The sequence below is a fragment of the Devosia sp. P3_B2 genome, from assembly GCF_056402875.1.
Genome location: NZ_JBFUGO010000013.1, coordinates 37319 through 61077 on the forward strand (window position 1 = coordinate 37319; position 23759 = coordinate 61077).

At 65.4% G+C, this 23759-nt stretch carries 25 protein-coding genes; 11 read left to right on the forward strand and 14 right to left on the reverse strand.

Annotation, left to right across the window (positions count from 1 at the left end; all coding sequences use genetic code 11):
- The first annotated feature begins 44 nt into the window (after positions 1–44).
- The 3 genes from AC1DV8_RS18665 to AC1DV8_RS18675 all read left to right on the forward strand — a co-directional run bounded on the left by AC1DV8_RS18665 (position 45) and on the right by AC1DV8_RS18675 (position 2459).
- The gene (locus AC1DV8_RS18665; protein ID WP_477158481.1) at positions 45–554 is read left to right on the forward strand and encodes a hypothetical protein; all 510 of its coding nucleotides are present in this window, start codon (positions 45–47) and stop codon (positions 552–554) included.
- Positions 551–1453 carry an SH3 domain-containing protein gene (locus AC1DV8_RS18670; protein ID WP_477158482.1) on the forward strand — a complete coding sequence of 301 codons (903 nt, stop codon included), beginning with the start codon at positions 551–553 and terminating at the stop codon, positions 1451–1453. The genes AC1DV8_RS18665 and AC1DV8_RS18670 overlap by 4 nt, the downstream gene beginning before the upstream one ends.
- Positions 1454–1691: 238 nt before the next feature.
- Positions 1692–2459 (forward strand): nucleotidyltransferase domain-containing protein, encoded by a 768-nt coding sequence (locus AC1DV8_RS18675; RefSeq protein ID WP_477158483.1) that lies wholly within the window; start codon positions 1692–1694, stop codon positions 2457–2459.
- Between the two features lie 10 nt (positions 2460–2469).
- Here AC1DV8_RS18675 and AC1DV8_RS18680 read toward each other — a convergent pair whose 3' ends face one another.
- The 9 genes from AC1DV8_RS18680 to mutM all read right to left on the reverse strand — a co-directional run bounded on the left by AC1DV8_RS18680 (position 2470) and on the right by mutM (position 12615).
- Positions 2470–2802: a hypothetical protein gene (locus AC1DV8_RS18680; protein ID WP_477158484.1), complete on the reverse strand. Its 333-nt coding sequence runs from the start codon at positions 2800–2802 to the stop codon at positions 2470–2472.
- A gap of 12 nt (positions 2803–2814) precedes the next feature.
- Positions 2815–5271 carry a DNA topoisomerase (ATP-hydrolyzing) subunit B gene (gene gyrB, locus AC1DV8_RS18685; protein ID WP_477158485.1) on the reverse strand — a complete coding sequence of 819 codons (2457 nt, stop codon included), beginning with the start codon at positions 5269–5271 and terminating at the stop codon, positions 2815–2817.
- Between the two features lie 307 nt (positions 5272–5578).
- On the reverse strand, positions 5579–6706 hold the full coding sequence (gene recF, locus AC1DV8_RS18690; protein WP_477151601.1) for a DNA replication/repair protein RecF: 1128 nt from the start codon (positions 6704–6706) through the stop codon (positions 5579–5581).
- On the reverse strand, positions 6703–7290 hold the full coding sequence (locus AC1DV8_RS18695; protein WP_477151602.1) for a HEAT repeat domain-containing protein: 588 nt from the start codon (positions 7288–7290) through the stop codon (positions 6703–6705). Before AC1DV8_RS18695 ends, recF begins: the two co-directional genes overlap by 4 nt.
- On the reverse strand, positions 7287–8405 hold the full coding sequence (gene dnaN, locus AC1DV8_RS18700; RefSeq protein WP_477151603.1) for a DNA polymerase III subunit beta: 1119 nt from the start codon (positions 8403–8405) through the stop codon (positions 7287–7289). Before dnaN ends, AC1DV8_RS18695 begins: the two co-directional genes overlap by 4 nt.
- Before the next feature lie 215 nt (positions 8406–8620).
- A complete protein-coding gene (locus tag AC1DV8_RS18705; protein WP_477151604.1) occupies positions 8621–8770 on the reverse strand; it encodes a hypothetical protein in 150 nt (49 codons plus the stop codon).
- Positions 8771–8920: 150 nt separating this feature from the next.
- Positions 8921–10375, reverse strand: a complete 1455-nt coding sequence (dnaA, locus tag AC1DV8_RS18710) for a chromosomal replication initiator protein DnaA (protein ID WP_477151605.1) — start codon at positions 10373–10375, stop codon at positions 8921–8923.
- 853 nt (positions 10376–11228) lie between these two features.
- The gene (rpsT, locus tag AC1DV8_RS18715; protein WP_055047341.1) at positions 11229–11495 is read right to left on the reverse strand and encodes a 30S ribosomal protein S20; all 267 of its coding nucleotides are present in this window, start codon (positions 11493–11495) and stop codon (positions 11229–11231) included.
- Positions 11496–11733: 238 nt separating this feature from the next.
- Positions 11734–12615 (reverse strand): bifunctional DNA-formamidopyrimidine glycosylase/DNA-(apurinic or apyrimidinic site) lyase, encoded by an 882-nt coding sequence (mutM, locus tag AC1DV8_RS18720; protein WP_477151606.1) that lies wholly within the window; start codon positions 12613–12615, stop codon positions 11734–11736.
- Positions 12616–12765: 150 nt separating this feature from the next.
- On the opposite strand from mutM, the gene ubiE reads away from it, so the two are divergent.
- The 6 genes from ubiE (at position 12766) to AC1DV8_RS18750 (ending at position 17685) form a co-directional block, all read left to right on the forward strand.
- Entirely contained in the window at positions 12766–13521 is a 756-nt protein-coding gene (gene ubiE, locus AC1DV8_RS18725) for a bifunctional demethylmenaquinone methyltransferase/2-methoxy-6-polyprenyl-1,4-benzoquinol methylase UbiE (RefSeq protein ID WP_477151607.1), read from the forward strand.
- Between the two features lie 4 nt (positions 13522–13525).
- Positions 13526–15064, forward strand: coding sequence for a 2-polyprenylphenol 6-hydroxylase (ubiB, locus tag AC1DV8_RS18730; RefSeq protein WP_477158486.1), 1539 nt, complete (start codon positions 13526–13528; stop codon positions 15062–15064).
- Positions 15065–15181: 117 nt separating this feature from the next.
- Entirely contained in the window at positions 15182–15802 is a 621-nt protein-coding gene (locus AC1DV8_RS18735; RefSeq protein ID WP_477151609.1) for a hypothetical protein, read from the forward strand.
- 2 nt (positions 15803–15804) lie between these two features.
- Positions 15805–16263, forward strand: coding sequence for a dUTP diphosphatase (gene dut, locus AC1DV8_RS18740; protein WP_477151610.1), 459 nt, complete (start codon positions 15805–15807; stop codon positions 16261–16263).
- Entirely contained in the window at positions 16217–16972 is a 756-nt protein-coding gene (locus tag AC1DV8_RS18745) for a DUF2259 domain-containing protein (RefSeq protein ID WP_477158487.1), read from the forward strand. The genes dut and AC1DV8_RS18745 overlap by 47 nt, the downstream gene beginning before the upstream one ends.
- Positions 16969–17685, forward strand: a complete 717-nt coding sequence (locus tag AC1DV8_RS18750) for a HesA/MoeB/ThiF family protein (protein WP_477151612.1) — start codon at positions 16969–16971, stop codon at positions 17683–17685. Before AC1DV8_RS18745 ends, AC1DV8_RS18750 begins: the two co-directional genes overlap by 4 nt.
- 163 nt (positions 17686–17848) lie before the next feature.
- Here the strand turns inward: AC1DV8_RS18750 and fabB are convergent, their stop codons facing one another.
- Both fabB and fabA read right to left on the reverse strand, forming a co-directional pair.
- Positions 17849–19072, reverse strand: a complete 1224-nt coding sequence (fabB, locus tag AC1DV8_RS18755; RefSeq protein ID WP_477158488.1) for a beta-ketoacyl-ACP synthase I — start codon at positions 19070–19072, stop codon at positions 17849–17851.
- A 49-nt stretch (positions 19073–19121) separates the two neighbouring features.
- Positions 19122–19625 (reverse strand): 3-hydroxyacyl-[acyl-carrier-protein] dehydratase FabA, encoded by a 504-nt coding sequence (gene fabA / locus AC1DV8_RS18760; RefSeq protein WP_477151614.1) that lies wholly within the window; start codon positions 19623–19625, stop codon positions 19122–19124.
- 178 nt (positions 19626–19803) lie between these two features.
- On the opposite strand from fabA, the gene irrA reads away from it, so the two are divergent.
- Positions 19804–20250 carry an iron response transcriptional regulator IrrA gene (gene irrA / locus AC1DV8_RS18765; RefSeq protein WP_477151615.1) on the forward strand — a complete coding sequence of 149 codons (447 nt, stop codon included), beginning with the start codon at positions 19804–19806 and terminating at the stop codon, positions 20248–20250.
- A 162-nt stretch (positions 20251–20412) separates the two neighbouring features.
- Here irrA and AC1DV8_RS18770 read toward each other — a convergent pair whose 3' ends face one another.
- Positions 20413–20895 carry an SH3 domain-containing protein gene (locus AC1DV8_RS18770; RefSeq protein ID WP_477158489.1) on the reverse strand — a complete coding sequence of 161 codons (483 nt, stop codon included), beginning with the start codon at positions 20893–20895 and terminating at the stop codon, positions 20413–20415.
- Positions 20896–21139: 244 nt separating this feature from the next.
- Between AC1DV8_RS18770 and AC1DV8_RS18775 the strand changes: the two genes are divergently transcribed.
- Positions 21140–22093, forward strand: coding sequence for a 2-hydroxyacid dehydrogenase (locus AC1DV8_RS18775; protein WP_477158490.1), 954 nt, complete (start codon positions 21140–21142; stop codon positions 22091–22093).
- Positions 22094–22100: 7 nt separating this feature from the next.
- Here the strand turns inward: AC1DV8_RS18775 and AC1DV8_RS18780 are convergent, their stop codons facing one another.
- Positions 22101–23330 (reverse strand): RNA polymerase sigma factor, encoded by a 1230-nt coding sequence (locus AC1DV8_RS18780; protein WP_477158491.1) that lies wholly within the window; start codon positions 23328–23330, stop codon positions 22101–22103.
- Between the two features lie 11 nt (positions 23331–23341).
- Positions 23342–23716, reverse strand: coding sequence for a YciI family protein (locus tag AC1DV8_RS18785; RefSeq protein WP_477158492.1), 375 nt, complete (start codon positions 23714–23716; stop codon positions 23342–23344).
- Positions 23717–23759 lie beyond the last annotated feature (43 nt).

The following is a 23759-nucleotide window of genomic DNA, read 5'->3' on the forward strand; positions in this document are numbered from 1 at the left end:
GTTCCGCCCTCGCGGGTAGTGTTCCGCCAAGGGGAGGGCCAGCCATGGCACAGGACTTGGAAGCAGGCGATGTACAGGGTTTCGCGCGGTTGCAGGGCCGCCAGCAGCTGTTTGTGCTGGCGGCACTGATCACCGTCTACGCCGCCTTGCCGGTGGTGCTGGTGACGGACTTCATCCTGCAGCTTGCATCGGGGCCCGCCGGGGCGAAGCCGGTGATCGACACGAACGCACTGATCGAGTTCGTCAACCCGCTGGCCAGCGCCAAGGGCAGCGTGCTGAAGGTCTTGCACAAGCTGGTGCTGCCGCTGGCCGCGCTGTTTCTCGGCGCGAACTTCAGCATGCTGCGCAACGGACGGGTGGCGGCCTGGCTGTTTCTCGTGCCGCTGCTGGGCACCATCGCCGCATTGCTCGCCGCCAGCCTGCTGGATGCGTTCCAATCGGTCGAGATCAAGGCACGGTACGCCGGGCTGCCGACGCTGTTCCGGGATGTCGCCAGCAACCTGGGCATCGTGATGATGCTGCTGATCGGCCAGACGCTGGGGAAACAACCATGAGGTCACTTGCGCAGCTTGGACTGTTGGCGCTCGCCGCAACCATCGCCACCGCCGCTTACGCCGAGGACGCTTCGGTTCAGCTGATGGTCTATGTGGAGCCCTCGGGAATTGCCAAGGGCGCCTACGTTTCGTCGGGCGGCGACGAGATCTCGATGGCGTTCACCAAGGATGCCAGTGCCGGGCCGATTGCCTTCACGCCGGGGCTTGTCGATGACTTGCCGGTAAGCCTCACCATCGAGTGGGACAGTCAGAACAGCACCAGCATTCCGGCATTCGTCTTCACCCCGTACTCGGGCAAGAAGATCCCGGTGCGGGTCTACCGGTACAACTTCACGCTCAATGACGCCGACAAGGCGGATGCCCTCTGCTGGCATACGCAGCCGAGCGACATCAAGAGCGCGTTCCGCGCGTTGTTCGGCTGCCAGGAATGGGTCAAGCTGATTGAAAGTGCCGACGAGAAGTGGACCAAGTCCCACCTCAGGGGGCTGCGCGGGTGGTTTGCCGGTTCGTACTACCTGTTCACCAAGGTGCGGCCGATCCACGGACTGGGCCTCAGCCCGTGGGGGTTGCAGCCCGAGCTGGTGGACCGGCTGCGCGAGATCGTGACCGCAGTCGACGAGGGTCAGGAGACCAAGGGCTCGTTCGAGCCGTTTCTGCGCATCCCGGATATTCGCCAGGCACTGACCGAATATGATCGATGGGAATTGCGGCTCTATTCGCTGATTCCGGAGATGATCAACGCTGGCAACCTCGAGGGCGCCAAGGCCCTCAACGACCGGGTCAGTGCCGCCTACGAGCGCTATGCCGGTCCACTCGCGACCGAGGCGATCGACGGCGTGAATCGCAAGAACCTCGACAACAATGCGTCGATGATCGAGCAGCGCCTCGCCGCACAGTGATTTTGGCCGGACGAAGGGGCCGCCGGCGAGCGCCAGCTTTGACGGCCCCGCTCGCCTAGGCTACGCTCCGGCCATGAGCAGGAACCAGGCAGCCTTGACCACCTCCACCACCACCGTGCCGCGGTGGTCGGTTGGCGCATGAACTAGCCCTGTTCATTGACTGCGCAGACCAACCCCGCCCGGATACGAGCGGGGTTTTTCTTGGTCCCGACGTGTCCCAACCCACAAGGACATCGCCGTGAACGAGCACCACAACAAAGCCATCGCCGACCGCGCGCTTGCCGTAGCCGAGAAGGCCCTTTCCAACCGATACGGCGGTGCCGCCTGCGCCTTCGTCACCGGATCGATCATGCGCGGGCAGGGCACCACAGGCTCGGACATCGACCTGGTCGTCGTGTTCCCCCGCCTCGAACGCGCCTGGCGGGAATCGTTCATCGAAGACGGCTTCCCGGTCGAGGTGTTCGCCCACGATCCCGAGACGCTCGCCTACTACCAGGACAAGGACATCGAGGGCGGTCGTCCAATCATGGCCAATATGGTGGCTTCAGGCGTGGTCATCGGCCCCAACCGCGCTCTCGCCGAGCCGATCCGGATCAGCGCGGCAGAAGCACTCGCGAAGGGCCCTCTCCCGCTTGCCGGGCCCGCCCACGATACAATGCGCTACATGGCCAGCGACCTGGTGGATGACCTCAAGGGAGAGCGGCCGGTTGCCGAGATCGCCGCCATCGCGGCACACCTCTATCCCAGGCTGATCGACCTGATGCTGCTGGGGCGCGGAGCGTGGAGCGGCGTAGGCAAGTGGGGTCCACGGCTGCTGCGACGGCTCGACAGCCAGCTCGCCGACAGCTTCGACGAGGCTTTCCGCGCGGCGGTCCACGGCAACGCCACCGCCCTCGTCGCACTGGCCGAGGCGGAGCTCGAGCGCCATGGCGGGTACCATTTCGATGGCTACAGCCAGCAGGCGCCGCTGGAGGCACGCATCGCTGCCAGCACTCCCGGCAACTGAGGTCCGCCCGCTACTTCTGGTCCCAGCCGACAATGACCCCATCTTCGAGGGTGACCTTGTCACGGTAGCGGTCCTTGGCCACCGGGCGGTATTTGAAGACCTGCTTGATCTTGGTCTTCATCACCTTTTCCTCGATCGAGGCGGGCTCGCCCCAGCTGTCGCGCAGCTGTTCGGCGGTCATGCCCTGCCAGATGGTCTTCGAGATCAGGGCGTCGACGAGCTTCTCGTCGGCATATTTCTGCATCAGGCGGGCGTAGCGGCTACGCTTCGCCAGCGCGATCGCGACGAACCACAGCACCGCGATCGCGACAATGACGAGAATGCCCGCGACGACCCATTCCATCGCCGGCCCCTGTCAGACGTCGAGGTTGGCGACGCTCAGGGCGTTGTCCTGGATGAACTCGCGGCGCGGCTCGACAAGGTCGCCCATCAGGTTGGAGAACAACCGGTCGTGGTCGTCGCTTTCCTTGATCTGCACCTGCAGCAGGGTGCGGACGTTCGGATCGAGCGTCGTTTCCCACAGCTGGCTGGGGTTCATTTCGCCCAGGCCCTTGTAGCGCTGCAGCGAGATGCCCTTGCGGCCGACAGCGTTGATGGCGCCGAACAGCGAGGACGGGCCGTAGATGTCGAAGCTCTGGTCCTTGCGGGTGAGCTTGGCGACCCCACCATAGAGATCGGCGAGCTTTTCCACGGTGGCACGGATCTTCCTGGCATCGGCACTGGCGAGCAACTGTGCATCGATCGAGTGCACTTCGGTGACGCCGCGGATGGTGCGGGTGAAGCTCAGGCCGCCCTGGCCATCGGACTGGCCCTGCCAGCCGCGTTCGACTTCATCGGCCAGCCGGTCGAGCCGGCGGACAACGCGTTCGATGACGGTGGCGGTGCGCGCCGGGTCGAGCAGCGCCTCGGCATCGAGGCCGCCGACGATGGCTGCCTGCTCGATCAGCGAGCGGTTGTAGCGGGTGTTGAGCCCTTCGATGGCGTGGACGATCTCGCGCGCTTGCCTGACGATCTGCAGCAGGTCCTCGCCGGCATGGGCGACGCCATCGCGGGTGTTCAGCACCGCATCATCGGTGCCGGTATCGATCAGGTAATCCTCGAGCGCCCGCTCGTCCTTCAGGTACTGCTCGGACGAGCCGCGCTTGATTTTGTAGAGCGGCGGCTGGGCGATGTAGACGTGGCCGCGGTCGATCAGGTCGCGCATCTGCCGGTAGAAGAAGGTCAGGAGCAGGGTGCGGATATGGGCGCCGTCGACGTCGGCGTCCGTCATGATGATGATCTTGTGGTAGCGCAGCTTGTCCGGGTTGAACTCCTCGCGGCCGATCGAGGTGCCGAGCGCCATCACCAGGTTGCCGATCTGCTCGGAACCCAACATGCGGTCGAAGCGGGCGCGCTCGACATTGAGGATCTTGCCGCGCAGCGGCAGCACGGCCTGGGTGTAGCGGTCGCGGCCCTGTGAGGCGGAGCCACCGGCGGAATCGCCCTCGACGAGGAAGATTTCGGACTTGGCCGGGTCCTTCTCGGAGCAATCCTTGAGCTTGCCGGCGAGGAAGTTGACGTCCAGAGCCGACTTGCGGCGGGTGAGTTCACGCGCCTTGCGGGCAGCCTCGCGCGCCATGGCGGCTTCCGCCACCTTGCCGACGACGGACTTCGCCTCGGCCGGATGCTCCTCGAGCCACTGCTGCAGCTTATCGTTGACGCCGTTCTCGACCACCGGCCGCACTTCGGACGAGACCAGCTTGTCCTTGGTCTGGCTCGAGAATTTCGGATCCGGCACCTTCACCGAAAGCACGCAGGTCAGGCCTTCACGGATATCGTCGCCGGTAACCGTGACCTTCTCGCGTTTGGTAATACCGCTCGATTCGGCGTAGTTGGTCACCTGCCGGGTGAGCGCTGCGCGGAGGCCGGCGAGGTGCGTACCGCCATCGCGCTGCGGGATGTTGTTGGTGAAGCACAGCACATTCTCGTGGTAGCTGTCGTTCCACCACATCGCCACTTCGACGGTAATGCCGTCGCGCTCGGACGAGAGCATGATCGGCGCACCGATCAGCGGGGTCTTGGCGTTGTCGAGATAGCGCACGAAGGCTTCGAGGCCGCCCTCGTAGTGGAGTTCGATCTCCACCGGCTCGGGATGGCGCAGGTCGCGCAGGATAATGCGCACGCCGGAATTGAGGAAGGCGAGCTCGCGCAGCCGGTGTTCCAGCGTCTTGAAATCGAACTCGACCATGGTGAAGGTCTCGGTCGACGGCAGGAAGGTCACCAGCGTGCCCGAGCGGCCTTCATAGGTGCCCGGCTGGTGGTTCGGCACATAGGTGCCGACCTGCTTCAGCGGCGCCACGGCGTTGCCGTGCGCGAACTCCATCTCGTGGACCTCGCCGTCGCGACGGATATTGAGCTTCAGCGACACCGAGAGCGCGTTCACCACCGAAACGCCGACGCCATGCAGGCCGCCCGACACCTTGTAGGAGTTCTGGTCGAACTTACCGCCGGCATGCAGCTGGGTCATGATGACCTCGGCCGCTGAAACACCCTCTTCGGCATGGATGCCGGTGGGAATGCCGCGACCGTTGTCGTTCACCGACACCGAGCCATCGGCATTGAGCTGCACCGTCACGAGGTCGGCATGGCCGGCCAGCGCCTCGTCGATGGCGTTGTCCACCACCTCGTAGACCATGTGGTGCAAGCCCGAGCCGTCATCGGTGTCGCCGATATACATGCCAGGACGTTTGCGCACGGCATCGAGGCCCTTCAGGACCTTGATGGAATCGGCGCCATATTCGTTCGGATCGGAGGGGGTCTCGGAGGTGCTCAAGGGGGTCCCGAATCAGGTCAGCAGGTCCGCTAAAGTGGGTCTAGCGGATCGGGTGCTCTTACCCAAGGGAAATGGCTATTTTTAGCCCGTTTTACAAGGCTTAGGAGTTCGCAGAGGGGAGCTGGGCATGGGCCTTCTCCCCTTGCGGGAGAAGGTGGCCGAAGGGCCGGATGAGGGGTCCGCAACCGGAGGTTGCGCGATCGGAGCGAAGCGACGAGCGACAGAGTTCGCGGAGAGAACCCCTCATCCGCCCTTCGGGCACCTTCTCCCACAAGGGGAGAAGGCACTCGTCGCGCTCGCCGGGGGCCTAGCCAGGCTCCTTCGCCAGCCGCCCATCCTTCACCGTCACTCGCTGCGCCCCCTCGCCGAGGGCCTCGAACAGCATCGGGTCGGTGCCGGTCATGAAGCACTGGGTGCCGAGGCCGTCGAGGGCGGCGAAAAGGGCAGCGCGGCGGCCCGGGTCGAGGTGCGCCGCGACCTCGTCGAGCAGCAGGAAGGGGGCGATGCCGGCGGAGCGCTTGACCAGTCGGGCATGGGCGAGGATCAGCCCGATCAGCAGCGCCTTCTGCTCGCCGGTGGAGCCGAGCGCCGCCGGCATGTCCTTCTGCGCGTGGCGCACTTCGAGATCGATGCGATGCGGGCCGATCAGCGTACGGCCGGCGGCGCGGTCGAGATTGCGGTTGGCGCGCCAGAGGGCCCGGAGCTCGGCCTCGAGCGCGGCCGAGGACTGCGGCTCGTGACCGTCGGCGAAGAGCGGGGTCAGCGCCAGGTGGGCAGCGGGGAAATTGGCCTCGTCGACGCCCTGCGCAATGAGCCCCTGCAACTCGCCAAGGCTGTCGGCACGAGCGAAATGCACCGCCGCGGCAGCGCCCGCCATCTGTGCTTCGACGGCGTCGATCCAGATGGGATCGGCATCCTCGTCGACCAGCCGGTTGCGCTGGCGCATGGTCTTTTCGAAGTCCGACACCTGGGCCGAGTGGCCGGGGATCAGCGTCGTTACCAGCCGGTCGAGGAAACGCCGGCGCTCGCTGGCGGCCCCGGTGAACAGGCCGTCCATCGCCGGGGTCAGCCACAGCACGCGGAGATAGGCGCTCATCTCCTCGATGGTCCGGGCATTGGCGCCATTGATGCGCGCCCGGCGACCACCCTCGGGCCCGCCGGCGCCGGTGCCGATATCGACTGGTCCCTCCGGCGTCTCGACGGTCGCGGCCACCGCCCAGAGCCCGTCAGAACCCTGCGCCGCAACCTCCTCGAACGGCGCACCACGCAGGCCGCGGCCGGGCGACAGCAGCGACACCGCTTCGAGCAGATTGGTCTTCCCTGCCCCGTTCGAGCCGACCAGCACCAGGTGCCGCCCGTCGAGATCGAGCGCCGCCGACGCATAGTTGCGGAAGTGGGAGAGGCGGAGCCGGGAGATGTAGCGGGAGGGGATCATGAAGGCTGCCCGTCCAGCGCTCTCGCCGCAGCTTTTCGGACGTGGCCGTCGGCGTCGTCCAGCAACGGTCGCAGCGTTTCCATGTCCGCAGCATCACCGAACTTGGCGATCAGCTCGCAGGCAAATATCCGGTGTCGTGGCGTGGTGTCGCCGAGCAGGACTGGCAGCGCACGCCGCCAGCTGGCGGGGCCGGCCAGCGCCGCCATCGCCCACGCCGCCGCGTTGCGAACGTCGCGCTCCCTGTCCCGCGAGAAAACTCCAAGCAGCATGTCGATATCTGCTTCCGAACCCACCTCGCGCAGGGCGCCCAAGGCCGCGCGTCGCGTCAGCGGGTCGGCATCAGCGCACAGCAGCCGCAACTGCGGCGCGGCATCCCCGAGCCTCCACCGGCTTGCGATCTCGGCTGCCGCACGGACAACATAACCAGAGCCGTCGTTGAGTGCGCCCAGCACCAAGCCATCGAGCACGCCATCCGCCGGCGTCCTCCCCAACGTCTCCAGCGCCGAACGACGACGGAAAGCGTCGCGATCCTGGAGCGCCGCGATGAGCCGTTCCCGGTCGGAGGAGGAGGGGGCGCCGGTCACACCCGCATCGGCATCAGCACATAGAGCGCCTTGGCGTCGCCATCCTCGCGCACCAGCGTCGGTGAGCCTGCGTCGTTGAACAGGAACACCGCGTTCTCGGAGCGGATCTGGCCGATGATGTCGAGGAGGTACCGGGCGTTGAAGCCGATCTCGAAGCTCTCGGGCTCGAATTCCACCGCCAGCTCTTCGCTCGCCGTGCCGTGGTCCGGGTTGGTGACGGAAAGCTCGAGCTGGCCTTCCTTCATCGACAGTTTTACCGCCTTGCCGCCGCGATCGGACGCGATGGTCGAAACGCGGTCGACGGCCGTCGCAAACGTCTGCTTGTCGACGTTCATCTGCTTGTCGTTGTTCTTGGGCGTCACCCGGTCGTAATCGGGGAAGGTGCCCTCGATCAGCTTACTGAGCAGCACCACGCCGCCAAGCGTGAAGCGGATCTTGGTGTCGCTGAGCTCGACCTCGACGTCGCCCTCGGCGCCTTCGAGCAGCTTCTGAACTTCGGACACGGTCTTCTTGGGCACGATGATGCCCGGCATGCCCTTGGCGCCGGTGGGCGCGTCAGCCTCGGCGCGCGCCATGCGGTGGCCGTCGGTGGCGACGGCGCGCAGCGTCGGCACGCCGCCGACTTCCAGCATGTGCATGTAGATGCCGTTGAGGTAGTAGCGCGTCTCCTCGTTGGAGATGGCGAACTGGGTGCGCTCGATCAGCTCGCGCAGCGTCGGCGCCGCGACCGAGAAGGTGTGGGTGAAGGTACCGGACTTCAGGTCCGGGAAGCTGTCAGGCGACAGGCACGCGAGGTGGAAGCGCGAACGGCCGGAGGTCACCAGCAGTTGCTCGGTGCCTTCGTTCTCGAGCCGCACTTCGGCACCATCGGAGAGCTTGCGGACGATTTCGTAAAGGGTGTGCGCAGGCACCGTGGTGGTGCCGGCCTGGCCGACCATCGCCGGGACGCTTTCCGTCACTTCGATATCGAGGTCGGTGGCGCGCAGGTCGAGCTTGCCGTCGGATGCCTTCAGCAGCACGTTGGCCAGAATTGGGTAGGTGTTGCGGCGCTCCACCACGCGGTGGACGTGCCCCAGCGACTTGAGCAGATGGTTGCGCTCGAGAGTGACTTTCATAAACTCAAAACCCCTACCGCGGACGGCTATTGCCCGGTCAAAACCCGGTCAAAGCCAAGCGAAACCGGGCTGCGACATTACAATTCAAGGGGCAAAAGGCAAGGGCGCCCGGGGCCGCAGGCCCGCTATCCCTAGAGAAAATGCACCGCGAACGCTGCCCTGGAGGTCGATCGCCTTCTCCCCTCGTGGGAGAAGGTAAGAACGAGCGACCGCCGCTAGCGCTTCTCGCCGTTCAATGCGCGCGCCATGTCGTCGAGCCGGCGCTCCGCATCCTCCGCGTCGAGGCGCACCAGCATCTCGTGCCAGGCCCGATCGGGTGGCACCGGCGGGGGCTCGGGATGCGCCCCGAGGTCGAGACGCTTCAAGCCCTTCCTGATCCGCAGCAATAGCCGCGGGGCTCTCGAACGCGATGTCAGCAACGCCACAACTCACTAGAGACCCTACTGGGTCGAAACTCATAGATCCGCCAATGGTTCAGCCGGCGGCGCCCTCTCCCTGAGGAGAGGGCGAAAAACTCATTCTTCGAGCATGCGCTTGAGGAGTTCGATCTCTTGGGCCAGCTCGCCGTCATCCTTGATCATCTGCTCGACCTTGCGGACCGAGTGGAGAACCGTGGTGTGATCGCGGCCGCCGAAGCGCCGGCCGATTTCCGGCAACGAGCGCGAGGTCAGGGCCTTGGCCAGATACATGGCGATCTGGCGCGGGCGGACCACGTCGCGCGAGCGGCGCGACGAGAGCAGGTCGTTGCGCGGCACCTTGTAGTGGCGCGAGACGATGCGGAGGATGTCCTCGATGCGGACGCGGCGGGCGTCGCGCTGGCGCACCAGGTCGGCCAGCGTGCGCTCGGCGAGCGCCACGGTGATCGGCTCCTTGGTCAGCTGGTTGGCGGCCAGGAGGCGGTTCACCGCCCCATCGAGGTCGCGGCCATGGCTGACCACGACGCGCGCCACATAGTCGAGCACTGCCGGGGCGAAATGCGCATCGGAGAAGCGGCTGACGGCCTGCTCGGCGCGCCGGGTGACGATGGCACGGCGGAGGTCGAGGTCGAACGAGTTGATCGGCACCACCAGCCCGCCGGAAAGCCGCGAGCGCACCCGCTCGTCGAGCATCTCGAGATCGCGCGGCGGCGCGTCGCCGGCCACCACGACCTGCTTGGCCCCGGTGAGGAGCGTACCTAGAGTATGGCCGAACTCGGTCGCGGACTTGCCCTGCAGGAACTGCATGTCGTCGATCAGCAAGAGATCGACCCGCCGCAGCCACTCCTTGAAGCCAAGCGCCGACTGGCGCTGCACGGCGGTGATGAAGTGGTACATGAAATGGTCGGCGGTCAGGTAGACGATGTTCCGGCCCGGCTCGGCCGCCCCGGCGGCCCAAGCGATGGCATTGAGCAGGTGGGATTTGCCGAGGCCAACGCTCGAGTGGATATAGATCGGGTTGAAGCTCACCGTATTGTTAGCGGCCGCGTGTGCGACCTGTTTCGCCACCTGCAGCGCCATCTCATTGGCCCCGCCGACGACGAAGCTGTCGAAGGTCATCTTCGGATCGAGCGCGGAACCGGAAAGCGCGTCGCCGCGCTGGGCCGGCTGAGCCGTCACCGGCTCGCGAATGGTACGCGGCGTCGGCGGCGCGGTGGTCACCTCGGCAACCACCGACTCGGTCGCGGGTTCGGCGTGATGGAGGCGCGGCCGAGCCTGGCCATTGACCCGCACGGTGAAGTGCAGCCGCTCGAGACCGGCAGACTCGGCGCGAAACGCCTCGAGAATCTTCTCGGAATAGTTCGACTGAACCCAGGAGCAGAGGAAACGGGTCGGAACGCTCAGGTGGGCGAGATCATCGACGATCTCTTCGAGCTCGAGCCGGGCGAACCAGGAATTGAACACATCCTCGCCCACGGCTGCCTTGAGCCGGGCACGGACGCGCTGGAAAACCTCGTTCGAGCCGAGTTGCTGGCCGTCCTTGCCGGTCATCATCATTCCCCCCTTGTCGCTGCCCAGCCCCTTTCCGCTATTTGCATCCGTCATCCAATCAGCACGACCCGCCGCCGAGTTCATCGCCATCGTGTTAGCCCCAAATCCTGTTCTCATGCCGCCCCTTATGGGAGCAGCGCCGCCAACCTTGCTGCCCGCAATTGCGGACAAACCTGTCCTGCCCGCGAACTTCGCCGCGGTTCAGTCTATTCAAACTTTCGAGTGATCCGGGTCGCTGATCGCGCCCGGGATACCGCAACGTCTTACGAGCCCGCAAGACTACAACTAGTACTAATCAAACCAGACTACGAAAGGAATTTCCCCAAGACTGCCGGCTGCGTCCACACCGCCTCAGCCACGATCTCAAAGTCAGCATTCCTGCCAGTCATGTCGCTCCTCTACTCGGTTCTAGCGCCGGATGTTCCTGAGCGACGAGGGCCATCTTAGAGGGGGGGAATTTTCCAATCAACGGGGGTTTTTTGCCTAGAGGGGGTTGACTCGCACCTCTTGCAAAAACCTTTCCGCGGCACTTTGTCCGCCCCCAAATCCAAGGCGCTGTGACTCAAGGGGGAATCGGGATTTCGTGAGGTTTTCGACACTCTGGCAATTGTGGCAACGTCGCATCAAATGCGGCATTTCATTCCTGACAGGCAGATGAAATTCTGATGACGGACACTGGCAAAGGCCCGGAAACGCAGGGCTTTCGCGAGGGGATAACTCTGTTGCCCAGTGTCGCAAAGCTGTCACAGTCTGCGAGATGGGCCTTTGCTCACCCCGAAATAAGAAAAGCTCCCGTGGGGGAGCTCTTCGGCCTTCGTAAAACTGTCGTAACTTCGTCTTGAAGCCTGGTGGCCGATCAGGCCTGCAGGGCCTTCACGCGCGAGTTCAGGCGGCTCACCTTGCGGGCGGCCACGTTGGCGTGGACGATGCCCTTCTGGGAGGCACGGACGATCTCGGGCTCGGCTGCCTTGAGGGCGGCGACGGCAACGGCGTGGTCGCCAGCAGTGATGGCTTCCTCGACCTTGCGGACGAAGGTGCGCATGCGCGAGCGGCGCGACTTGTTCACTTCGGTACGGGCCGCAATCTTGCGGGTGGCCTTCTTGGCGGAAGCAGTGTTGGCCATCAATTCCTCTTTGGCGCTCAACCCGTTGGCCCAGCCTGAGCCAGAAATCCAGGGGCGATGAAATGAAATCGGCGGCATCTCGGGCCGCCAAGTTGGGCGCTGTATAGTCGCGACGGGGTGGGACGTCAACTGGATTCCCCGGAGGCGGGGCTAGAGGGGCTGAGCGACCACCGACAACCACCGTCTTGCCTTCTCCCACAAGGGGAGAAGGTACTCCGTCCGGGACCTGCACCAGCTGTCAGTGCTGGCACACGGGACAAAAGAACGTCGAGCGCCCCGACTGGACGATGCGCTTGATCACCCCGCGACAGCCAGGCGTCGGGCACGGCTCGCCCTCGCGGTCATATACCGCAAAGCGGTGCTGGAAGTAGCCCGAGCCGCCGTCGGCATTGCGGAAATCGCGCAGGGTTGAACCGCCGGCGTCGATCGCCTCGATCAGCACAGTGCGCACCCCATCCGCCAGGTCCTCGAGGCGCTTCGACGGCTTGCCGGATTTCAGCACCAGCTTCCGTGCCTCGATGTCCGGGCGGATATGCGCGCGGTGCAGTGCCTCGCTCACGTAGATATTGCCAAGCCCGGCCACCACACGCTGGTCGAGCAGCGCCGCCTTCATCGGGGCTTTCTTGCCCTCGAAGCGCTCAGCCATCTCGGCGGCATTGAAGGCATTGGATAGCGGCTCGGGGCCGAGGCCCTCGAGATAGGGGCTATCCGCCTCATGCTCGAACAGATCGACGAAGCCGAAGCGGCGGGCGTCATTGTAGATGAGCTTCATTGCGCCGTGCTCGGGGTGGGTGAGTTCGAGCACCAGGTGGTCGTGCTTCCTATCCTCGTCGGGCTCGTAATACCGCGACGGTTCCTTGAACTTGAAATCCTCGAAGCGGTAGGCGCCGGTCATGCCGAGATGGCTGAGCCACGTCTTGCCGTTCGACAGCCGGAACAACAGGTACTTGGCACGCCGCCCGGTGCTCTCGATGGTCGCGCCCTCGAGCGCGGTCTTGAAGCCGTCGGGGAACGGGAAGCGCAGGTCTTTGCGGTTCAGCGTCACCTTGTCGATGTGGGCGCCCGTCACGTAAGGCTCGAGCCCGCGGCGCACGGTTTCGACCTCTGGCAATTCGGGCATCGGATCCTCGCTGGGTTCGGCGCCTCTATGTGACCGCAGGGGGCGCCGGTAACAAGCCCACCGTTCTGTCAGGGTTTAGCATGCGCCCGTTTCCCGCATGGCAAGCCTCAGCCCCATCCGCTATAACGCCGGCAATTCGGAGACGCGAGCATGGCTGAGACCACGCATTTCGGCGAACGGACGGTCGCCCTCGACGACAAGCAGGGCCTCGTCAACGACGTGTTCCATCGCGTTGCCGATCGCTACGACCTGATGAACGACCTGATGAGCGGCGGCGTCCACCGCATCTGGAAGGACGCCATGGTGGCGAGGCTTGCTCCGCCCAAACAGGGGAGCGTCCCGTACCGCGTGCTCGACATGGCCGGCGGCACCGGCGACATCGCCGAGCGCATTGTCAACGCCTCGGTCGGCTATGCCGAGGTCACCGTCTCCGACATCAATGCCGATATGCTTCGTGTTGGCGAGGAGCGCTCGCACGGCTGGCGCTTCCCGGCGCAGGTGAAGTTCGTCGAGGCCAATGCCGAGGAGCTGCCGTTCGAGGACGAGAGCTTTGACGCCTACACCATCGCCTTCGGCATCCGGAACGTGCCGCGGATCGAGCTGGCGCTGAAGGAGGCGCATCGCGTCCTGAAGCGCGGCGGGCGGTTCCTCTGCCTCGAGTTCAGCCAGGTCGATACCCCGGTGCTCTCCGATATCTACAAGGCCTTCTCCGATCGGGTGATTCCGCCGATCGGCCGCGCCGTCACCGGCGATGCGCAGCCCTACCAGTATCTGGTGGAATCGATCCGCAAGTTCCCGACGCCCGAGCGCTTCAGCCGGATGATTTCGGACGCCGGGTTCAAGCGCGTCACCCACACCCCGTTTACCGGCAACATCGCGGCGCTGCACGCGGCCTGGAAGCTCTGACACCATGGGGCTCGCCGCCTATTTCCGCCTGGCCCGGGCCGGCTTCGTTCTGGCGCGCGAAGGTGCGCTGTCGATCTTCGACAATGACGCGCTGCCGCCGGTGATGCAGGCCGGCGTACGCTTCGGGCGGCTGTTCGAACGTGGCGAGGTGAAGCGCACCGGCAAGGTCGAGCGGCTCACCCGCGCCCTCAACCGGCTCGGGCCCACCTATGTGAAGCTCGGCCAGACGCTGGCCACCCGCCCGGACATCGTCGGCGCCGACGTCGCCGCCGAGCTCGCGGTGCTGCAGGATGCGATGGAGCCGTTCGACGACAAGCTCGTTCCGGGGCTGCTCGAGGCGGCACTCGGTTCGCGCGCCGCAGAACTCACCAATATCTCCCCGCCCATCGCCGCGGCCTCGATCGCCCAGGTCCATCACGCGACGCTCACCGAGGGCAATGGCGGGCACAAGGTGGCGGTGAAGATCCTCCGCCCCGGTATTCGCCAGCGCTTCCGCGCGGATATCGAGAGCCAGTATGCCGGCGCCAGGCTCGCTGAAACGCTGGTGCCGAAGCTCCGCCGCCTCCGGCCGGTCGACGTCGTGACGACGCTCGACCGCTCGGCCCGCGTCGAACTCGACCTGCGACTTGAGGCAGCGGCGATCTCGGAGTTCTACGAGAACATCAAGGACGATGCCGGCTTCGTCATCCCCAAGGTCTTGTGGGACTACACCTCGGACGGCGTGCTCACCACCACCTGGGTCGACGGCATCCCGATCCGCGACAATGCGGCACTCGATGCTGCCGGGGTCGACCGCAAGGAACTGGCGAAGAACCTGCTACAGGCCTTCCTCCGCCACACCGTGCGCGACGGGTTCTTCCATGCCGACCTGCACCCGGGAAACCTCTTCGCCGACCCCAGGACGCAGGACGTCATCGCCGTCGATTTCGGCATCATGGGCCGCATCACCCGGCGCGAGCGGCGCTTCCTCGCCGATATCCTCTACGGCTTCATCACCCGCAACTACCGGCTGATCGCCGAGCGGCATTTCGAGATCGGCTACGTGCCGCGCACCCAGTCGATCGACGACTTTGCCCTGGCGCTGCGCGCCATCGGCGAGCCGCAGCATGGCCGCCGTGTCTCCGATATCTCGATGGCGAAGGTCTTGGGGCAGCTGTTCGCCACCACCGAACTGTTCGAGATGCAGACCCGGCCGGAGCTGATCCTGCTGCAGAAATCCATGGTGCTGGTCGAGGGCGTGGCGCGAGCGCTCGACCCCGAGCTCGATATCTGGACCATTTCCGAGCCGATCGTCGGCGACTGGGTGCGCCGCTCCGCCGGCCCTCTCGGCCGGATCGAGGAGCTGAAGGATCATTTCGACACCGTGGTTGCGACCCTCGGCCGGCTGCCGGCCATCGTCACCAAGGCAGAGACAGCGCTCGACGATTACGAGCGCGACAAGAACTCGCCGGACCGCAAGTTCAACCGCTTCATGATCGTGGCTGGATTCTGGCTCGCCGCGGCGGTGCTGGTGATGGCGCTGTGGCGGCTGCTCGGACTCTGAACGCCGGTTCATCAAGCGTTCATCACTGAGGCCATACCGAGGCAACATGAGCTTGCGGCGCTTGGGACCGGCTCCTACAACGGGGGCAATGCGGCGGGCGATGTTGAGGAGAATTCCATGACCCTGAAGACCATTTCCCGGCTCGCCGGGATCCTGCTGCTCAGCGCGGGCCTCGCCGGCTGTATCGACATGACGGCGGAGATCGACGTCCAGTCGGAAACGACCGGCAAGGCGACCACCACCATGACGATGGGCGCTGATTTCTACCCGATGCTGAAGCAGATGGCCGCCGCGGGCGGTGAGAACGCCAAGCCGGACGACGGCTTCTGCAAGGAAGAGGGCGACGTCCTCACCGAGAACGCCGATGGCAGCGCCACCTGCGTCAGCGTGAAGGAAGGCGAACTCGCCAAGCTCACCGAAGAAGACGGCCCGAACAAGGATTCGAGCTTCACCGTGGTGAGCCCGGGCGTCGTGCGCGTCGCCTTCAAGACCAGCGAGATGACCAGCCAGCTCAGCGAAGGTACCGGCGGCGAACAGGACGCGCAGACCGCGGCGATGATGAAGACCTATTTCGAGGGTCACACCGCCACCATCCGCATCAAGGGCAAGAGGATCGTCGACACCAACATGACCAAGGTCGGCGACAACGCCGCCGAGGTGGTGCTGAAGTTCACCGAACTGCTCGATGGCACCGCCAAGCTGCCCGAAGAGTTCTTCGCCGTCGTCGATACGAACTGACCATGACGGATCGGGTCAAAGTCGATTTCATCTGGCTCGATCACGGCCGGGGCCTCGAAGCCCCGAAACAACAGAGCACGGGCGCGGCAGGAGTTGATCTCCTTGCCGCGCTCGGCGCTTCCGAGACCATGACGATCGAGCCCGGCAAGCGGGCCCTGGTGCCATCAGGCATGTCGATCGCGTTGCCGGCCGGCTACGAGGCGCAGGTGCGTCCGCGCTCGGGACTTGCGGTCAAGCACGGGGTCACGGTGCTCAATACTCCCGGGACGATCGACGCCGACTATCGCGGCGAGATCAAGGTAATCCTGATCAACCACGGCGACGCCCCATTCACCATCCAGCGTGGCGATCGCATCGCCCAGATGGTGGTGGCACCGGTTTCGAGCATAGAATTCGCGCTCAGGGAGACCCTCGATGAAACCAAGCGTGGTGAAGGCGGCTTCGGTTCGACTGGCCGCTAGTTTCGGTTTTCTCGCGCTCGCGGCTGCCCCGACGCTGGCCGGCGATGCCGCCAACCTGGCACTGCTCGGTTTTTCTCCGGATGGCCGCTATTTCGGCTACGAGGAGTTCGGCATCCAGGACGGCTCGGGCTTCCCCTATTCGAACATCTTCATTCTCGATGTCGCCGAGGACAAATGGGTCGGCGGCTCGCCGTTCCGGGTCCGGCACGACGAGGAGAGCCCAACGCTCGCGGGCGTCCGCACCGAGGCGACGGCAAAGGCGGCCAAGGCATTTGCCGATCTCGACATCACCGAGCCGGCGGTTATCGAGGCGCTCAACGGCGACGGTGAAGTGGGGCATGACGGCACGACGCTCACCTTCGGCGCGCGTGGCTTCGACATGAACCCGCCACCCAACCCGGTGAAGCTGAAGATCGAGACCTTCGCATCCACCTCGACGGTCCGTTGCGTAGAGGACTTCAGCTTCGAGCCACCGGTCGGCTTCGCGCTGACGCTGGAGGCCGATGGCAAGACCACGGAACTGCATCGCGATACCAGCGTCCCCGCCTCGCGCAACTGCACCGTCGCCTACCGGCCGTACGGCATCGTGGCGCCGGTCAACTGGTCGTGGCTGGGCCGCACGCCGGTCGCCATCATCTCGGTGTTCTCGCACGGCTTCGAGGGACCGGACCGCCGCTTCATCGCCGTGCCGGTGACTGGCCTTAAGTGACCGCCCTCAGTCCGGAAGAAATAAAGCGCTATGCCCGCCACATCGTGTTGCGCGGGGTGGGTGGCGACGGCCAGCAGAAACTGAAGTCGGCGCGGGTGCTGGTGATCGGCGCCGGTGGGCTCGGGAGCCCGGCGATCGCCTATCTCGCGGCGGCCGGCGTCGGGACGCTCGGCGTAGTCGACCACGACACCGTGTCGCTCTCGAACCTGCAGCGCCAGATGATCCACCAGAGCAACGGCATCGGCACGCCCAAGGCCGAGAGCGCGGGGACGTTCGTTGCCGGGCTCAACGCGCATGTCGAGTACATCCCGCATATCGAGCGCATCACCCAGGAGAATGCCGCGCGACTGCTGGAGGGCTACCACCTGGTGCTCGATGGCACCGACAATTTCGGTACCCGCAAGATCGTCGCGGAAGCGGCGGAATCAGCTGGGATCCCGCTGGTTTCAGGAGCCGTTTCGATGTTCGACGGCCAGGTCACGGTCCTAATGCCGGGCGGCAGGCAGTTCCGCGACCTCTACCCCGATACCCCGGACGAAGCCGACTTGCCCTCCTGCGAGGTGGTCGGCGTGCTCGGCGCTGTCACCGGCGTCATCGGCACGCTGATGGCGATGGAAGCGATCAAGCTGATCACCGGCGTCGGCGATCCGCTGGTCGGCCGCCTGCTACTCTACGATGGCAGGGCGGCGCGGTTCACGGAGTTGAACTACTAGGCTGGTATTCATCTATCCACCGGCGTCATCCGCGCGAAGGCGGGGGTCCGGTGGGATGCTTCAGGACCAGCGGACGTCGAGATATCGCACTAGGTTCCCGCCTTCGCGGGAATGACACCAGTGGTGATGGGCGACCTAGAAAGCGCAGACCGACCAGACGCGCCTACGCGTCCGGGTGCTGGAACACCAGCGTGGCGTTCGTCCCGCCGAAGCCGAAGCTGTTCGAGAGCGCGATGCCGATATCGACGTTGTCGCGGCGCTGGCGCAGGATCGGCATGTCGGCGAACACCGGATCGAGTTCCTCGATGTTGGCGCTTTCGCAGAGGAAGCGCTCCTTCATCATCAGGATGCAGTAGATCGATTCCTGCACGCCCGTCGCGCCGAGCGAGTGGCCGGTGAGCGACTTGGTGGCCGAGATCGGCGGACAGCTGTCGCCACTGCCGAACACGGTGCGGATCGCTTCCATTTCCTTCAGATCGCCGACCGGCGTCGAGGTGGCGTGCGGGTTGATGTAGTCGACCTTGCCCGTCACCGTCGACAGCGCCTGCCGCATGCAGCGGATGGCGCCCTCGCCCGACGGGGCGACCATGTCGTAGCCGTCGGAGGTCGCGCCATAGCCGACCAGTTCCGCGAGGATGGTGGCACCACGCGCCTTGGCGTGCTCGTATTCCTCGAGCACAAGTACGCCGGCGCCGCCGGCGATGACGAAGCCGTCGCGCTTCGCATCGTAAGCCCGCGAGGCCTTTTCCGGCGTGGCGTTGAAGTCGGTGGACATGGCGCCCATGGCGTCGAACAGGTTGCTGAGCGACCAGTCGAGATCCTCGTGGCCACCGGCAAAGACGATGTCCTGCTTGCCCCACTGGATCTGTTCGTAGCCCGCGCCGATGCAATGCTTCGATGTCGCGCAGGCCGAAGTGATCGAGTAGTTGACGCCCTGGATACCGAACGGCGTCGCCAGCGTCGCCGAAGCGGTCGAGCTCATCGCCTTGGGCACGGCCAGCGGCCCGATGCGCTTGGGGCCACGCTCGCGGGTGATGTCTGCCGCTTCGATCAGGGTGGGGGTGGAGGGGCCGCCCGAGCCCATGATGATGCCGGTGCGCGGGTTCTTGATGTCTTTTTCTTCGAGCCCGGAATTGGCGATCGCCTCTTGCATGGCGATGTAATTCCACGCCGCGCCCTTGCCCATGAAGCGGGTGGTGCGGCGGTCGAGCACCGCGAACGGATCGAGCTTGGGCGCGCCATGCACCTGGCAGCGGAAGTTGTACTTGGCATAGTCCTCGGCGAAGACGATGCCAGACTTGGCCTCCTTAAGGCTCACGATCACTTCATCGAGATTGTTTCCGATAGAGGAGACGATCCCCATGCCGGTGACGACAACGCGCCTCATATTGCCTCCTCTTGGTCCGCGGACCCTCAGGTCCGCCGGCGGGCAGAAATCAGGTGAAAAGACCAACGCGCAGGCCGGACATCTCGTAGATGATCTGGCCGTCGGCCTTCACCCAGCCGTCGGCGATGCCGAGCACGAGCTTGGACTTCATCACCCGCTTCAGGTCGATGCCATACTCGACGAGTTTGACATCATTGGTGATCTGGCCAGAAAATTTTACGTCGCCGCAGCCGAGCGCCCGACCCTTGCCGGGCGAACCGTCCCAGCAGAGGTAGAAGCCGAGCATCTGCCAGACGGCATCGACGCCGAGGCAGCCGGGCATCACCGGGTCGCCGATGAAGTGGCACTGGAAGAACCACAGGCTCGGATCCACGTCGAGCTCGGCGCGCACCAGGCCCTTGCCATGCGCGCCGCCTTCGCGGCTGATCTCGGTGATGCGGTTGAACATCAGCATCGGCGGGGCGGGCAGCTGGGCATAGCCCTTGCCGAACAGCTCGCCCTTTCCGCTCAGGATCAGGTCGTCATACCCGTAGGCGTTCTTCCGATCCGTCATAGGCCGGCTTTCTCCGTCGGTCAGTTGAGACCGTTACTAGAGAGCGGGGGGCGGAGGGTCAAGCGCGCCCAAGGGCAACCCACCGCCGCGCCTGTTGCCGCGACCGACCGCCGCTTGTGCAGAGCCACCCCGAAAGTTATAAGCTGCAAGCTGATAAGCCTTGTCACCAAAGGACCCGATGACCGACCGCAGCCTCAACGTACGGACCGTTCCGTCGCGCCGACCGTGCCTGACGGCGGTGCTCCGCATGGCGGGACTGCGGCCAACACGTCAGCGCGTGGCCCTGGCCGAACTGCTGTTCGGCGGTGCGCATCGGCATGTCAGCGCCGAGCAGTTGCATGACGAAGCGGCGGCGGCGCGGGTCAATGTGTCGCTGGCGACGATCTACAACAGCCTGCACCAGTTCCGCGAAGCGGGGTTGTTGCGCGAAGTGGCGGTGGACGCGTCGCGATCGTATTTCGACACCGACACCTCGGATCACCACCACTTCTATCTCGAGGACGAGCAGCGGGTGATCGATATCCCCGCGTCGGCCATCGTCATCCAGAACCTGCCCGAGCCGCCGCGCGGCATGGACATCACGCACGTCGACGTGGTGGTGCGGGTGCGGAAGGTTCGGGGCTAGGGTTCACCTCAACCACCGGCTTGCCTTCTCCCCTTGTGGGAGAAGGTGGCGCGAAGCGCCGGATGAGGGGTCCGCGAAACGAAGTGTAGCGCGATCGGAGCGTGAGCGACGAGCGACCGAGTGTGCGGAGAGAACCCCTCATCCGGACCGCCGGTGTCAGCCTCAGTCGAACGCTTCGTCCTTGTAGACGCCCCAGAGATCGCCCTGGTGCAGGTAGCCGTCGAAGACCTGCGGGCTGCCGTTCAGCGGGTGGGTGGTGGCGGCCACCTTGCACCATTTGCCGTCGCATTCCTTGATGTCGACGCGGAAGCTTGGGGTCAGCCAGGCGCGGACGACGGCATCGTCGTTGGCATCGCTGCGCAGGGCCACCGGCTCGGCGGCAGCGGGCGTCACGAGGCCGGCGCGCTTGCCCTGCAGGAGGTTCTGGTGCAGCCAGCCCTCGGAGCCGTCGACGTCGCGGATTTTACGCCAGGTATCGAATTCCTGGATGATCTCGACTGGAGTGCCGGCCTTCACATAGACCCAGGCCACGTCGTATTTCGTGCCCGGACCGACCCGCACGTTGATTGGGTTGGAGCGGGTGGTGACGAAGCGCGGCAGCGGCAGGCCGCTCGGCCCTTCGGCAGCGAGCGGGGCAATAGGCATGCCCATCCCGGCCGTGGCCAGAATTGCGAAAATGGCGGCGCGCAGAATCGTGGAATTCTGCCGCCCGTGGGAGCGCCTCGTGAGGAGCATGGAGCTGACTTTGCCGAACATGACTTTGCAGGGGTGTGCTTTTTTCCTACACTTATGCAAAAGACCTTAATGGTCGCTGAAAGCGCCTGATTTGACCCTCAGCCGGCCCAAAATTTTCGTTACCCGGCGCCTCCCCGAGCAGGTCGAGGCCCGGATGGCGACGCTGTTCGATACGACCTGCAAGCCGGTGGATGGGGCGCTCAGCCCTGACGCCATCATCGAGGGCGTTCAGGGCAAGGACGTGCTGGTCTCCTCGATCAACGACCGGATCGACGCCGAGCTGATCGCCCGGCTGCCGCCGGAGCTGAAACTCATCGCCCAGTTCGGCAACGGTTTCGACAATATCGACATCGAAGCGGCCTATGCTGCAGGGCTCACCGTCACCAACACGCCATCGGTACTGACCGAGGACACTGCCGACATGGCGGTGATGCTGATGCTGGCGCTACCGCGCCGGCTGGTCGAGGGCGCCGAGGTGCTGCCCACCACCGGCGAGTGGCCGGGCTGGTCGCCGACCTGGATGCTGGGGCGCCGACTGCGCGGCAAGGCCCTCGGCATCGTCGGCATGGGGCGGATCGGCACCGCCGTGGCGCATCGGGCCCGCAGCTTCGGGCTGAACATCCACTATTTCTCGCGCCACCGCCGCCCACCGCAGATCGAGGAGACACTGGGCGCCACCTACTGGGAATCGCTCGACGACATGGTGAGCGAGGTGGACATCGTCTCCCTGCACACGCCGCTCAGCCGCTCCACCCACCACATCCTCAATGCCGCCCGGTTGGCCGGGATGCGGCAGGACGCCTATGTGGTCAACGTTTCCCGCCCCGAGCTGGTCGACGAGGCGGCGCTGATCGGCGAAATCGAGAATGGACACCTGTCGGGCGCGGCGCTCGATGTGTTCGAGAGCCGCAACGGCATCGACCCGCGGCTGCTGCAGCTGGCCCGCGACAACAAGGTCGTGCTGACTGCCCACATGGCATCAGCGACGCTCGAAGCGCGGCTCGAGATGGGCGAGACGGTGATCGTCAATATCCGCGCCTTCATCGACGGCGCCCAGCCGCCGCATCGCGTACTGCCGGAAGGGCGCGGCAAGCTGGCCCGCGGCTAGTTCCTCCCTATTGTACCGAAAGCTCCTTGAGCCGCCCCTCGAGAAACCGCTGCTCGGCCGCCTGGTGCGTCAGCTCCAGCGCCGCGATGTAGGCCGCTCGCGCCTCGTCCTTCCGGCCAAGCCGGCGCAGCAGGTCGGCGCGTGTCGCGTGCAGGTAGCGGAACTCCCGCAAAGCCCCAGCCTGGAGAATCACCTCGATTTCGCGCAGCCCGGCCTCCGGCCCGTCCCGCATGGCCACCGCCACGGCGCGGTTCAGCGCAACCACCGGCGAGGCATCGGCTCGTACCAGGAGGTCGTAGAGCCGCACGACCTGATCCCAATCGGTCGCCTCGGCACTCGCCGCGGTCGCATGCTCGGCGGCAATTGCTGCCTCGATCGCGTAGGCGGTCAGCTCCGGCCGCGACATCACCCGCTCGACCAGCGCGACGCCCTCGGCGATTTCGGCCCGGTCCCAGAGCCGGCGATCCTGATCGGCAATCAGCACGAGATCGCCGGCGGCATCGGTTCGAGCGTCGCGCCGCGAGTGCTGCAGCAGCATCAGCGCCAGCAGACCTTCGGTCTCCGAATCGGGTTCCGGCAGCAGCGCGATGAGCAGCCTGCCAAGCCGAATCGCCTCGGCGCAGAGGTCGGTGCGCAGCAACTGTGCACCGTGGCTCGCCGCGTAGCCCTCGTTGAAGATGAGGTAGATGGTGCGCAGCACGGCATCGAGCCGCTTTGCGAGGTCCTGCGGCTCGGGCACCTCGTAGGGCAGCTCGAGCTCGCGGATGCGGTTCTTCGCCCGCACGATGCGCTGCGCGATGGTGGTGGGCTTGGCCAGAAACGCCGCCGCGATCTCCTCCGTCAGCAGTCCGCAGGTCTCGCGCAGGGTCATGGCGATCTGCGCGTCGGGAGGGACCTCGGGGTGGCAGCACACGAAGATCAGCCGCAACTGGTCATCGGCGATGGACTCGGGCTCGGGCGCCATCTGCGCCTCCTCTTCAAGCGCCAGCTCGGCGGCGACAACGTCGAACCGGGCCTTGCGACGGATCCGGTCGATGGCTTTGAAACGGCCGGCGGACACCAGCCAGGCCCGTGGATTGGCCGGCATGCCGTCGCGGGGCCATTGCTCTGCCGCGGCAAGAAAGGCGTCGTTCAGCGCCTCCTCGGCCCGATCGAAATCGCGCAGCAGCCGGATCAGCGTCGCCAGCACACGGCGCGATTCGGTGCGCCAGACAGTCTCGATGTTGATGGTGGCCACCGCGCCCTGCCCTAGCCGTCGGCCTTGTCGTGGCGTGGCACATGGTAGATCGGCCGCACCTCGATGGTGCCGTATTTGGCCAGCGGAATGCCGCCGGCAATGCGGATGGCATCATTGAGGTCGCGCGCTTCGATCAGGATGAAGCCGCCCAGCTGTTCCTTGGTCTCGAGAAATGGCCCGTCGGTGGCGGAGACCTTGCCGTCCCGCACCCTGACCAGCACCGCGGTCTCCGGCGGCTGCAGCGCCTGGGCTCGCACCAGGTTGCCGCTCTGCGCCAGTTCCTGGTCATAGCCCATCGAGTCGATATCGAGCGCCTTTCGCTCGGCGGCGTCGAGGTTGGCGAAGACCTGCTTGTCGTCGAAATGGACGAGACAGACGTACAGCATGTTCGGGTTCTCCCAGGATGTTGTCAGCTAATCGAACGCCGAT